Consider the following 13,960-nt stretch of genomic DNA (forward strand, 5'->3'; position numbering starts at 1 on the left):
CAAACTATTATACGAAAACTTTGAATTCAGGTGTGATTGCGGCATTATGCCGGCTGCAGTATCGCTGAAATGGCGGCGGCTACCCGTTCACCATCCATCGCAGCACTCACAATTCCACCTGCATAACCAGCTCCTTCGGCACAGGGATACAAATTGCTGATCTGCGGATGCTGCAATGTTTCGGGGTCTCTGGGTATTCTTACCGGAGAAGAAGTGCGGCTCTCTGTGGCAACGAGTACCGCTTCGTTGGTGAAATAACCTTTGTTGCCGTGGCGACCGGGCATCTTCTTGCCAAACTCTTTGAAGGCATTGCGGAGTGCGTGGTGTACAAATCCTGGCAGCACCTCTTTCAATGAAGTGGAATTGATGCCGGGAAGATAGGAGCAATCGGGCAGGGAAGAAGATACTTTGCCTTCCACAAAATCTACCATGCGCTGCGCGGGAGCTACGAGATTGCCACCGCCTGCTTCAAATGCTTTCTGTTCAACAGACTGCTGAAAATGCATGGCTGCAAGCGGACCGAATTGTTTGAATGCACCCATGTCTGATAATTCAACAGACACTACCATACCTGAATTCGCATAGGGGTTGTTTCTTTTGGATGGACTCCATCCGTTCACTACCAGCTCGCCGGGATTGGTAGCAGCCGGTGCGATAATACCACCCGGACACATGCAAAAAGAGAACACTCCCCGGTTGTCTACCTGTTGTACCAGACTGTAACTGGCAGGAGGAAGAAATTCATCGCGCACAGGGCAGTGGTATTGAAGCTGATCGATCAGTTGTTGCGGATGTTCAATGCGTACACCAAGCGCAAAGGGTTTTGCTTCGATTTTCAGATTGAGGTTATGCAGCAATTGAAAAATATCGCGGGCAGAGTGGCCGGTGGCGAGGATAACAGCATCGCCGTCGAATCGGCTGCCCGCTGCGGTGCTCACTCCTTTAATAATACCATTGCTGATATGGAAGTCGGTTACTTTTTGTTCGAAGAGAAATTGTCCGCCGTAATGAAGGATCGCTTCGCGGATAGCGGTGATGATCTGCGGCAGTTTGTTGGTGCCTACATGCGGATGTGCTTCGTACAAAATCTTTTCATCTGCACCGAACTGAACCAGCAGCTGCAGAATGCGGTTAACATCGCCACGTTTGTTGCTGCGGGTGTAGAGTTTGCCATCGCTGTAAGTGCCTGCACCGCCTTCTCCGAAGCAGTAATTGCTTTCGGGGTTAACGATGCCTTCTTTATTCATTTGTGCGAGATCGCGTCTTCTGGCTCTTACATCTTTTCCTCTTTCGAGAATGATGGGCTGAATGCCAAGCTCAATAAGTTTCACTGCAGCAAACAATCCTGCTGGTCCGGCACCAACGATGATCACTTTATGGCGCGAAGCAGATACATTGTGCAATTCAATGGAAGCAGGAGATGCAGCATGAAAGGGCTCATTTGCGAATACGGTGATAGTGAGCAGTATCCATGGTTGTTTGCTTCTTGCGTCGATAGATCTTTTCTTAATCTGATAACCGGTGATGGAAGAAACGGGCAGACCGAGATGGCTGGCGGCGTATTGCTGAATGATGCCGGAGTTTGCAGCTTCGGCAGGAAGCAGCTTGATAGTGAATGTTTGTTGCATGGTGTCAGGTAGTTAACCTAAAAAACCTGTTTAGATGAAATGTGTAAATGAGTACTCTGAGGCGCAAAAGTAATGAATGAGGGTGAGAAAAAAATGTAAACACATCTTGACCCGAAAGTGATGATAAGTGTGGAATTGCAGGCAATTTGAGTAGCGTGGAACATTACCGGAAAAGGGAAAAATTATTTCGGAAAGGGAGGTAAAAAAAAGAGTGTGAAAATTCGGTTCGTATCAAATAATTTGTATCTTCAATTACATCAGTCATTAGTTATTTTTTTATGAAGAAAGGTGAGATATACAATATTAAACCTGTTACTTTCTTCATCCAGATTTCCTGCAAATCCACCTGCGAAGAATTGTCTGAAAAGTGTGAGAAGCAAGATATCCGGCCGGAACAATTGCATGTAAAAGATGTTCCGCGGTATAGGCTTCACAATCCCTGCTACCTAACAACAACGAGTGAAAAAGCTTCAGTCAGAATTGGTCGTATCAAACGGTTTTTGGTAAACAGTGGAAGAATGTTTTCCACATCGTTAAATGTTTACAAGTTAATTTCTTTAAAACAGTAAGTGTCGAACGGATTGATCAGGCTATGCTGATCAGCAGGCTACGTCTGTGTTTTAAGATGAATGTGATAAAAAGTTTGTTCAGAATATTCGATGTGTTTATTCCCGAAAAAACAAGTGAATAAAAAATTTTTTCTTTCACGAAAAATTTTGATATTCGCCCCCCTGCTCAAGTTTTTTTTTGAAGATTTAGTTCGGAAAAATCCTGATTCTGTGAAGAATTTTTTGCGGTTGGCATGATTAAGCGTATTTCTATAACTCAACATAAAAACTGCTTGTTGAATAATGGCAAAATCTTTTGACAAAGTTTGGAGCAATTGTTTGGAGATCATCAAGGACATAGTTGAGTGGCAACATTTCAAAACATGGTTTGAACCTATCAAACCTGTTGAGTTAAAGACGAACATTTTGGTAATCCAGGTACCCAGTCAGTTCTTTTACGAATACCTGGAGGAGCATTATGTGAATTTGTTGGCAAAGACTTTGCGTAGAGTGCTGGGGAAAGAGGCCAGGTTGGAGTATCGTATTATGGTTGATAGTGGAAATCATTCCAATAAACCATTAACGATGGATGTTCCTACGCATGGGTACAAAACATTTTCCAGTAATGAAATGGATTTTCCACTCATCATACACAATCCGGTAAAGAATCCGTTCGTAATTCCGGGATTGAAGAAGATGCAGATCGATCCGCAGCTCAATCCTATATATACGTTCGAAAACTTTATTGAAGGTGACTGCAACAGGGTTGCCCGCAGAGCCGGTAAAACGGTGGCGGAAAAACCAGGCGCAAGTTCTTTCAATCCGCTTGTAATATATGGAGGAGTTGGATTGGGTAAAACGCACCTCGCGCAAGCCATCGGCAATGAGACCAAGCGTCTTCAGCCGAATAAGGTGGTTTTATATGTGAGCTCGGAGAAATTCATCAATCAGTTCCAGGATCATAGCCGGAACAATGCAATCAACGACTTCATTCACTTCTATCAGCTGATAGATGTGCTGATTATAGACGACGTACAGTTCTTCAATCGTGCAGAGAAATCGCAGGATGCGTTCTTCGCCATCTTCAATCACCTGCATCAGAGCGGAAAACAACTGATCCTCACTTCCGATAAACCTCCCAAAGATCTGGAAGGTGTTCAGGAAAGACTGCTCAGTCGTTTCCGCTGGGGCCTCAGTGCCGATCTGCAGGTGCCTGATTATGAGACCCGCATCGAAATCCTCGAGCGCAAGATGAAGAACGACGGTCTCGAAATGCCTCGTGAGGTGGTGAAATACCTTGCTTATAATGTAAACAACAACGTGCGCGAGCTGGAAGGCGCCCTGATTTCATTATTGGCACAATCTTCGCTTAATAAGCGGGAAATTGACCTCGATTTGGCAAAAAGAGTACTCCGTAATTTCGTGAAAACCAGCAGTAAAGAAATTACCATCGAGACGATCCAGAAGATGGTATGTGAGTATTTTGATGTGCCGTATGATAAGCTGCTGCAGAAAACCCGCAAACGGGAAATTGTTCAGGCGCGTCAGATAACGATGTACCTGGCAAAGGCCTTTACAAAGAACTCTCTCAAAACCATCGGCGAACATTTCGGCGGAAGAGACCACACCACTGTGATCCACTCCTGCCAGACTGTAAAAGACCTGATGGATACAGATAGTACCTTCCGCGAAAGCGTGATGGAGCTGCAACAGAAAGTGCAGCTGGCCGCGATGTAACAACACAATTAATTGCTTAGATAGATCCCGCTACGAGGCGGGATTTTTTATTTCGGAAAAAAACTTTTCTATTTAGTTGGGAATAAGGATGATTTGAATTTGGAAATTGAAATTTTCCCCTTATTTTTGCCGTCCATTAAGCGAATAGCTTAGTGTTGTTCAAAAAAGGTGAGGTGCCTGAGTGGCCGAAAGGGCCGGTTTGCTAAACCGTTGTACGAGCTTAAACTTGTACCGAGGGTTCGAATCCCTCCCTCACCGCTGGAAGTAATTCAAACTTGATTAAAGGGTTCATAAGACGTTGGTTTTATGGACCCTTTTTAATTTTCTGCACCAATTTGAATCAAATCATATCAAACGGTTTGGTGTCCCATTCGGTGTCCCGGAATTTATTTTAGATTTGGGACACCAGAAATCACTACAACACCCTACTGGTCTCGATTTGAACCTACCTGAGCTTTCGAAGAGCCTTTAGCCAAATTCGAAAAATCAAACAAGGAGGTTTTAAAATGGAACACAGTATCAGTCTGCTGTTTTACATCAGAAAATCAAAAACAACAAAAGAAGGTCTCGCACCGGTTTATGTTCGTATTACCGTGAATGGTAACAGAATTGATCAGAGCTTACAGAAATTTGTTTTGGTTGCGCGTTGGGATGCTGCCGCGGGGCGGGTGAAAGGCAACAACCCTGAAGCAAAAGAGCTGAATACCTTTCTCGATGCCATCAGAGCAAAGGCTCTGAAGATGGAGCGTGAAATGGTGCAGGATGGTGTCTGCATCACACTTGAAAGTTTTCGCGAGAAATGGTTCGGTGTTCACGATCGACCGCGCATGTTGCTGGAAATATTTCAGGAACACAATAATCAGGTTACCGCCCTGATCGGAAAGGAATTTGCAAAAGCAACGCTCACCCGCTTCAATACTTCAAAGGACCATGTTAGCGCATTTTTGCAGTGGAAATATAAAATCCGCGATATTGACATCAACCGGCTCAATTTTGAATTTGTGAGTGATTATGAGTTTTGGTTGAGAACACAGAAAAATTGCGGACATAATACAACGCTGAAGTATATCGCAGATCTCCGAAAAGTCATCAACACCTGCATTCGCAAACGGTGGTTAGTTCGTGATCCCTTTATCGGCTTCAAAATGACCAGGCATGAGGTAGATAAGGATTTTCTCACCGATGAAGAACTGCAAACAATTTTCTCCAAAGACTTCGAGACAGATCGGTTGAACCAGGTGCGAGATGTTTTTATCTTTTCCTGCTTTACTGGTCTTGCTTATGCAGATGTGCAGAAATTGAAAAGAACGGAGGTTGCGCGCGGAATTGAAGGGGATTACTGGGTTTTCACAAAACGACAAAAAACGGAGACAGCTTCAAGAATTCCACTTTTGCCTGTTCCGCTGCAAATAATAGAAAAATACAAGGATCATCCTGCTTGTATCAATTCGGGTAAAATTCTTCCAATTCCCAGTAATCAGAAGATGAATGCGTATTTAAAAGAAATCGCCAACATCAGTAAAATCCATAAAAATCTCACTTTTCATATCGCCCGCCACACTTTTGCTACAACCGTTACTTTGAGCAACGGCGTTCCAATGGAGTCCGTCAGCAAAATGCTCGGCCATAAAAATCTTAAAACAACCCAACACTACGCCAAGATCCTCGACAGAAAAGTAAGCGATGATATGAAGCTGCTGCGGGAAAAGTTTACCGCTAAAGAAAACCTGAATAAACAGTCAAAATCTATCGGTTAAACAACCGGCTTCGCCGGTTTTTCATATGACCGTGCCTGTGTTTTGCACGGAGCAAGATGTATAGTTGTATACAACAACGGAATATTGCCTACCATTTTTTAACTTCTAACAGCGACTAAAATGCGTAATATGTAAACTAAGGGGAGTAAGGCCTCAATAATCTGGTATACACCTGCATCAATGATACGAAATATAAAGAGCAGTCGGATATCCTATCCAAGACTCAATACGAAACAGATATCAGACTAATCCGGAAAATAATTTACGTTAAAAAAATACGGATCTATGTGTACGATGAATCAATGGATATATTGATTGAAGAGCTTTCTGCATTAAGAGGAGAGATAATGGTTATTCGCAAGAACATTAATCAATTGACCAGGATTTGCAATATTTCAGACACAGCAAAAACTATTTTTTGCTAGGAATGGATATAGAGAGTATTTGAGAATGGAAAGTAAAAATGATACGGCAATTAACTTAATTAGCATTCTTGGAAGAAAGTGGCTTTCCGGTGAGAACTAAAGATTTTCAACTTTCTTATGAAAGTCGGATATGCTAATCTTAAAGTATTTGCAAAGCGCAGATAATGTACTTACGGAAACGTTAGCCTTGGCTGTTTCGATACGGCCGATATGGATGTTTGTTTCATTATATACATCCTCTTGAGTGACATTTCTCTCTTCTCGTAATTCTTTAATTACGATTGCAATTTGTTTCAAAAACCTACTATCTCGAACCTGCTTCATTAAAATCAAATGTTAAGTAATAAAATGCTATGCTTAATGGGAAAGCTGAAGGGAAATAAGCTAACATAATGCTTGAGTTTTACCATCTTTTGCTTTATATTACCGTTAGAGTGGTAATTTAAGGTTATTTGGCTAATTTTGCTTATAATGAGTCAATTTGATTATATAAAAGAGATAGCGAAATCTGGTCTTGAAAATGATCAGGAAAAGCTATTGTCAGTTCTCAATGACTTTATTGAATATTCAAAAAAAACCAAGAAAATTAATTTTGCGCTCCAGCTTCAGTCAATACTCAAGGAAGCAACTTTTGTGCAAAAAAGTAATACCCTGACAAAAGTTGGTTCGGATAACTATTACAATAGAATAGATGAGAGAGAAGTTAGTGATCTTATTTTAGAGAAACTAACTTCTGATTATTCTTTTAGCAATCTTGTAGCGAGTCAAGACACGAAATCTCAATTGGAACTCTTTGTGAAAGAACACGAGGCACATGAATTGCTAAAAAAATTTGATCTACCGATTGCAAATAAACTTCTTCTTTATGGGCCTTCAGGTTGCGGTAAGACACTCGCATCTTATGTAATTGCAGGAGAGCTAAAAAAGATGATGGTTGTTGTAAATCTTGGTGCAATCGTGTCATCTAAATTAGGTGAGACCAGTAAGAATCTTGCAAAAATTTTCAGGAAAGCGGCATCAGAAAACTGTATTATTTTTATTGACGAGTTTGATTCGCTTGGAAAAGTAAGGGATTATGACCAAGATCATGGCGAGATGAAACGGGTTGTAAACACTATACTACAATTATTTGATTATCTACCTCAAAGTAGTATAGTCATAGCGGCTACTAATCAAAAAGACATGCTAGATGATGCATTATTGAGGAGATTTGATCTGAATGTAGGATTTGACCTGCCCGATGAAAGTCAAATTAGAGAGTTAATTGAACTTACATTAAAAAATGATCAGTTTAGTTTTGATAAACCTCAAAGCCTTTCATCAATTATTAAATCTGCGATTGGGTTATCCTTTTATAGTGTACAGAAAACGCTAGTTACGGCAATTAAGCATAGTCTTTTCAAGCATTTGTCGCTAAAAGCAGTACCGATGCAAACGTTAATTGATACCAAAATATGGAAGGAGCTTATTTTTAAAGAAAAGAAGTCTTTAAGTAAAAAATAGCTACTATTCTACATCAAGTGTACCTTCTTGTTCGATGTTAACATCTCCAATATTTTCGACGTAATTAGTTAAGATCATTTCATTATAGAGCTTTCCTGTTAATTTTGATTCTTTCAAACTTTCCTCTATTGTAATGACAATCGAAAAAGGATGGTCTTTTTGATAAGGAATCTCTGTCCCTGGAATTAGCTGAGGATTGATTCTACATTGAACTGCTAACTTGAATATACCGTTTTCATTGATTAAGTCTTGTACATTAACTGGGAAAGTGATTTTTTGTGTATTACAGTATGGAATTGGTTTGCTAACGTGTCTGCCAGATTGCGTCCAACGTAAATTACTTTTTAAGAGTGATTTAATATTTTCATCAGTAGCTTGTATTTCAGTTCCTGTTTGATTTTTGAAAAAGCAGAATGCTATATGAATTGGACAATAACCTAACTGATGATTTATTACAGGAGCAAAGCTGAAACATAGCGTCGCTGTAATTTTTAAAATTCCATTTTTTTTACCTAATCTGTCTTTCACCAAATATTCTGGAAAATGTAGAGGGAATAGTCTTAATGTCTCAGGCTTAATTTCTTCTTCCAGCAAAAAAGTGATAGAATCCTCATCAGAATACACACTTTTGACTTCATTCGTTAATCCATGACCAGCTATTTTGTTAATCATTTTAGAAGTTGGAGTAGGAAATCTAATTGCATTTAAGGATGCACTATTTATGATGAGAGCTTTTATAGATTGTGATTTTATGTTAGGGTATGCTCTTTGAATTTGAGCAGCAATATTTGCTACTAGAGGAGTGGAGTAGCTAGTACCAACATGTGAAATAAATCCTTCTGTTTCATTTGCTGATAGAACTTCCATAGATGCATTAGCACCACTTCCAATAAGTCCGCTTTTGCTAAACTCATAATCTCCTCCGCATTCTATTACGTCGGGCTTGAAATAATGCTTGTTGATTTTGTTAAAAGGGAATATTTTATGAAGATCTATATGGCTTTTTCGAGTATATAAAGTTGGAAATTCTTTAGATGATGAAATGCCGACAAAATGCCCTGCACGTAATGAATCTGCTGCAGCCCCAATCGTAAGGTTATTCATTGATTCTGCTGGTGTGCAGATATTTGTGTCTTCATTTAAGAAATACCTAGGATCGTAGGTCGTATTCGCAAAAGCAGCGTTATCATTATTTGCAGTACAAATGAGAACTAGACAATCATTTTCATGTGCAAAGGTATCCAATGCAAATGCATATGCAGAGTGGTCTTCATTATATTGTTTATGATGCTGGAAGCAAGTTGTTAAGACAAAGAGCTTAATTTCGGGGTATTCTTGTTTGGCTCTATGTAATAAAGCAAGTATATCCTTTTGAGAAAGATAGCAAGTTGAGTTGTCTGAAATTTTCATAGAAAGTAAACGCGCATCACTAGAAATTTTACCTCGATATCTGGCAGAGTAGGCTTTTTTTCCTAAAGCAGCAAGCGCTGCTACAGCGGTCCCGTGGTTGACATTGTCCTCAAAAACATTGCTATTTGTAAGGTCATAAGTTTGGTCGTTTATCAAAATATTTTTGAGTGGGGTCTTGTCACTTATGCCTGTATCTAATATCCCAATTATTGGGAGAGGTGTATTTACGTCGTTAATTGTAAATCCATAAGATCTTTCAGGTAAATTCAACTCACTCGGGCTTATTACCGCAGAAAGTGCTGATGTTACACTTAGGACGATATCGTAATTCTTGACAATTTCTTCTATTTGAGCCTGAGAAGGCGTAATGACTTCAATATGTTTGTCTTTAATTGAATACGAAAATGGAATATTTCTTTCGGTTAAATAATTTTCTAGCGCTAATAGAATAGGTTGGAAGTGAGAGTTTCCTAAAGGGAAGTCATCTACCAATCTAAGATTCATAAGCGAGCCAAGGTTTTGAAATTGAATAATATCTTCTGAAGTAAGCAACCTAAACTCCTTAATATAGATTACAAGGGGTGAGTAATTTACCTCTCTTTTATTAAGCTCTTTATCAATAAAGTTCTCAATTTCTTGATAGAATTTATTAAATTTTTCTCTGTCGGTAATTGCGAATAGAACTTCGGTATTGAATTTTGAAAAGTTTACTCCTAATATTCCGAATTCATTAAACCATCTATTGTAGAACGCTGATGTTACAAATTGTGAGAAGAATGTTATTTGTATATAATCAATATGGTGGGGTACATTAAGGGCTTCATTTCGCTCACCTTCTCTGCTCTGGATATCTGATCTAAAGCGATTTAGGAAGCTTTGAAAAGCCCTAGCCATTGGCCTATAATCTTTATCGTTGTTATCATCTCTTACTTCCTCGTCAGAAAAGCCATAATTGAACTTTAACGTAATTGAACCTTCATTCTGCCTTGATGTGTTTAATTTCACATGAGGGAGTTTGGGCATTCGATTTGAGTTTTGGTATGAATGATAACGAATATATTATTTTTATTAATTTATTTGTCAAAGTTTTGAAGGACGAAATCCAAATTTCCTTTAAAAGATAAATTACGGAATTTGATTTACTTGTAACTTTCTTATAACCAAATTAATGGAGCTGGAATGTGAAAATTGATCACTCAGATTATTAGGGCTATTAAATCACATAGCTTGGCTCTTTGATTATATACCCTATTTTTGTATGGTTTTTTTCCAAAAGCCCAGGTGTCAAATTCGGTGCACCAAATCATCTTACAGAACCTAACATATTGAAAATAACCGCGCTTAGGGACCAGGTTCATTTCCCTCCCTCACCGCACTACGAACTCAAAATAAAAAGCAGTGGTTTACTCAACCACTGCTTTTTATTTTCAGCTACTCCGGCTGATGTAACCAAAGTCCTGAACTCCGGTTCACATCAGCCAGGCCGCCTTCAATCTATTTTACCAACACATTTACTGTTGCTTTCTGCCCATTACTCAGCAATAATGTTATACTATATATTCCTCCATTCATTGGCAGGATGATGGAAGTTACCGGCTGCACAGTGGTTATCTGCTGAACTATTGTACCATTCGATGCACTTATCATCAATCTTGCACCGGCCAGGACAGATTGATCAAAATTGCACGTAACCTTTGCCGTACTCCCTCCTGCGCCCGGATTAGGAAATACTTTGATCCCCTCTTTTGCACTGTTACTGCCATTTAAAGAAAGCGGACAAGTTTGAATAACATTCCCGTTCTTGTCGGTGGCAATGGTATAGTAAGTTCCGTTGAGCGCAGTTGTTTCGCTGTAATAACCCATAGTGGCACCAGGCACTGCAGTGCCGTTTTTGTACCATTGCCATTGTGCAAAATTGTTATCGGTATTGTCGAACAGCAAAACATCATTCCAGTGCTGTCTTACTTTCGATGGCGACTGGTATGTAAACGTATTGATGGCAGGAGCTGCTGCAAAATGATTCTCATCTCCTGACTGCATTGCTGTAATCAAGGTGCTGCCTGCGTTTAGAGGCGTGAGTGTTGAACCGCTCACCGTAGCGATGCTGGCATTGCCTGTAGTATAGGTAACCGGTAGGCCGCTGCTGGCGGTTGCAGATAGCGCTATAGAAACTGCACCATTGCAGCCGGTTATCAAACTCTGTGTCCAGGTAATGGTCTGAGACGCTTTGGTTATTGTGAGATTATTGCCGGTAAATGAAATGTCATAATTGTTTCCGGCATTCAATGTACCCCGATTGATAAGATAAATGCCCACATTCTCTCCGGCAACTCTGCTGGCACCACCACTGAATATGCTTTGATTATCTCCGCTTGCATAACTGGTTACAGTGTAGGTAAAGGCAGGATCTGCTGTGCCATAGACTTTCGTTTGAGCATCGGCTACAATAACCAGTGCTGCTTTACTGATGGTTAAGCTGCCGGCTATGTAACTAATATCATAATTGCCAGACGACAATCCTCCGGGAACGATGGTATAGCTATTTGCATTGATTGCCCCCTGCGATGTACCGTTGTACGATAACGTGCCTGTTAATGCTGCCGCTGTTTCGTTGTTTACAAACCCGGAATAAGTAACGCCATTACCGCCATTATATGCCAAACCATCGTACACTTTAGATGCATCGTTGGCCTTAACAGCCAAAGCTGCTTTGCTGATAGTTAAGCTGCCATTTGTATAGCTGATAGCGTAATTGCCAGACGACAATCCCCCGGGTGTGATAACATAGTTGTTTACATTGGTAGCTCCCTGTGATGTACCATTGTATGTTACTGTACCATTCAGCACAGCTGCTGATTCACCGTTTACAAAACCAGCATAGGTAACACCATTGCCACCACTGTATGCCACACCATCGTACACTTTAGCTGCATTGTTGGCTGTTATCATCAGGTTAGCTTTGCTGATCGTTAAAGATCCGCCGGCATAATTGATAGCATAATTGCCTGATGATAATCCTGCGGGAGTAATCACATAATTATTTACATCAACAGCTCCCTGTGATGTGCCTCCGTAAGTTAATGTCCCTGTTAACACAGCCGCAGTTTCGTTGTTCACAAAACCAGTATAGGACACTCCATTGCCACCACTATATGCCAGACCATCGTAAACTTTGGAGACATCGTTGGCCTTAACTGTCAAAATAGCTTTGCTGAGGTTTAAGACGCCATTCATAAAAGTGATATCATAGTTGTCTGATGATAATCCCCCTGGTGTGATCAAATAAATGTTAGCGTTGATGGCTCCCTGTGATGTACCAGTATAAGATAACGTGCCTGTTAATGCTGCCGCTGTCTCATTGTTTTTAAAGCCCGTATAGGTAACCCCGTTGCCGCCGCTAAATGGCAAACCGTCGTATACTTTGGATGCATTGTTGGCTCTGGCAAGTAGAGTAGCTTTGCTTATATTAACAGTAAAACTTTTGCTGGCCGAATAGTAACCTGCGCCACCTGCCTGACTTGCCGTAATGAGCACTACACCGGCTTTTAATATTTTTATCTTCCACTTGTTACCGTCAGCCGCATCCTGATAAGGTTGGGCAATGGAATTATCTGCAGAGGAATACGACAAAGGCAGGTTTGAAGTAGTGGTAGCTCCGGGTTCAAAATCAGCATTGCCATATGACTTTACGTGGTGGGCTGCCGTAATTGTTTGTGTTTGCACTTCATAAGCCCCGATATCTATTATGCCTCCGGTGGAGTAATCCGTAACGCGGACTCCGCCTTCCAGATCTTTGGAACCTGCGCTCAATCCAGGGTGCAGACTATTGTTTCCTGTATTGATAAGCGGACTGTTCAACCCCAGCTTATAATTCGCGTTGCTGAAAGGTGCACTGCTGTAAGAAGGAGCATTTGCAAACAATGGATCCACAGCCGGATCCAATATGTGTTTCGTTGCATCAGCAGCCATTCCCTGAACGAGGCTGTATTGTACGTTAACTGTATTATCGCCATTACTTCCGGGAGAACTCCCTATCCCACTTGAATTGCCATGAATAACACTATTATTAATTGTGATACTACAGCCATTATAAGCATGTATTCCTCCTCCATTGCTGGTTCTGTTGCCACTGATAACCACATTTGTTAAGATCATGGATGTATGCCCAAGCCCTATCCCGGCTCCATAGTTGCCTCCAGCATTGCCGCTGATAATGGTATTGGTAATAGGAAAATCGACTGCTTCTGTTATGCATACACCTACGCCGTAATTATCAGCAAAATTTCCACTGATTATTAAGTTGGATAATGGCACCAGACTACCATTAAGGTATATGCCGCCTCCATTAAACAAATAAAAATCCTGCCCATTCACGGTTACATAACTACTGCCGCCGTTTGCAAAGCCTTTAGTTATGGTAAAACCATCCAGTAATGCTGTACCCATTGGTCCTGCCGCTGTTACTACATGATAGGCATTATCTGAATTATTAATTGCCACTCCCAGATCACCGCTTAAGATCGAAGCATTGGCAGTAAGCGAGAGATTTCTGTCTGCAGGAGAACCCTCAGTTCCGGCAAAACCGCCATATACCTTTACGTCTTTTGTCAGATGAAAAGAATTGTTCCGGTTCGTAAAACTTGGCGTAGGCGTCGGACCAGCATCGATGGCATACATCGGAGAATAAGTGCCGCCACTTACCCAGATTTGTTTTACAGTTCCTGGAGTTGAAGCATTATAAACTCTTGCCTTCTGTAGGGCAATGGCCAGCTCGGCAATGGCATTGTCCCAGCTATCGCCTCTCTGGTTGCCTGTACCTCCTTTTTTTACATAGAATATTCCATTAACATCAGGATTCTGCGCATAAAGGTTAGCTGAGGTCAATAGCCACAGGCTTACAATGCAGAAGGAAGAAAATACTGAGAATCGGGATTTGCTTTTGCCGGATAAAT

The 13,960-nt window shown here is 40.8% G+C and carries 6 protein-coding genes and 1 tRNA gene; 4 read left to right on the top strand and 3 right to left on the bottom strand.

Features of this window, described 5'->3' with window-relative positions; genetic code table 11:
* Positions 1–44 precede the first annotated feature (44 nt).
* Positions 45–1,628, bottom strand: a complete 1,584-nt coding sequence (locus HHL16_RS07885) for an FAD-dependent protein (RefSeq protein ID WP_169424579.1) — start codon at positions 1,626–1,628, stop codon at positions 45–47.
* Between the two features lie 851 nt (positions 1,629–2,479).
* Between HHL16_RS07885 and dnaA the strand changes: the two genes are divergently transcribed.
* The 4 genes from dnaA (at position 2,480) to HHL16_RS07910 (ending at position 7,598) form a co-directional block, all read left to right on the top strand.
* Positions 2,480–3,913 carry a chromosomal replication initiator protein DnaA gene (gene dnaA / locus HHL16_RS07890; RefSeq protein WP_169424580.1) on the top strand — a complete coding sequence of 478 codons (1,434 nt, stop codon included), beginning with the start codon at positions 2,480–2,482 and terminating at the stop codon, positions 3,911–3,913.
* Between the two features lie 167 nt (positions 3,914–4,080).
* A tRNA-Ser gene (locus HHL16_RS07895) sits at positions 4,081–4,171 on the top strand.
* Between the two features lie 248 nt (positions 4,172–4,419).
* Positions 4,420–5,670, top strand: coding sequence for a site-specific integrase (locus tag HHL16_RS07900; RefSeq protein ID WP_169424581.1), 1,251 nt, complete (start codon positions 4,420–4,422; stop codon positions 5,668–5,670).
* Positions 5,671–6,566: 896 nt separating this feature from the next.
* Positions 6,567–7,598, top strand: a complete 1,032-nt coding sequence (locus HHL16_RS07910) for an ATP-binding protein (RefSeq protein ID WP_169424583.1) — start codon at positions 6,567–6,569, stop codon at positions 7,596–7,598.
* Positions 7,599–7,601: 3 nt separating this feature from the next.
* Here HHL16_RS07910 and HHL16_RS07915 read toward each other — a convergent pair whose 3' ends face one another.
* Together HHL16_RS07915 and HHL16_RS07920 are read right to left on the bottom strand one after the other, a co-directional pair.
* Entirely contained in the window at positions 7,602–10,031 is a 2,430-nt protein-coding gene (locus HHL16_RS07915) for a S8 family serine peptidase (RefSeq protein WP_169424584.1), read from the bottom strand.
* 471 nt (positions 10,032–10,502) lie between these two features.
* Positions 10,503–13,892: an MBG domain-containing protein gene (locus tag HHL16_RS07920; RefSeq protein WP_169424585.1), complete on the bottom strand. Its 3,390-nt coding sequence runs from the start codon at positions 13,890–13,892 to the stop codon at positions 10,503–10,505.
* Positions 13,893–13,960: the final 68 nt, after the last annotated feature.

Source organism: Pseudoflavitalea sp. G-6-1-2 (assembly GCF_012927185.1).
In the GTDB taxonomy this organism is placed as follows: domain Bacteria; phylum Bacteroidota; class Bacteroidia; order Chitinophagales; family Chitinophagaceae; genus Pseudobacter.

Excerpts from the sequence above, each read along its gene's own strand:
- HHL16_RS07885 (WP_169424579.1), bottom strand. The coding sequence starts at position 1,628 with ATGCAACAAACATTCACTATCAAGCTGCTTCCTGCCGAAGCTGCAAAC.
- dnaA (WP_169424580.1), top strand. The coding sequence starts at position 2,480 with ATGGCAAAATCTTTTGACAAAGTTTGGAGCAATTGTTTGGAGATCATC.
- HHL16_RS07900 (WP_169424581.1), top strand. The coding sequence starts at position 4,420 with ATGGAACACAGTATCAGTCTGCTGTTTTACATCAGAAAATCAAAAACA.
- HHL16_RS07910 (WP_169424583.1), top strand. The coding sequence starts at position 6,567 with ATGAGTCAATTTGATTATATAAAAGAGATAGCGAAATCTGGTCTTGAA.
- HHL16_RS07915 (WP_169424584.1), bottom strand. The coding sequence starts at position 10,031 with ATGCCCAAACTCCCTCATGTGAAATTAAACACATCAAGGCAGAATGAA.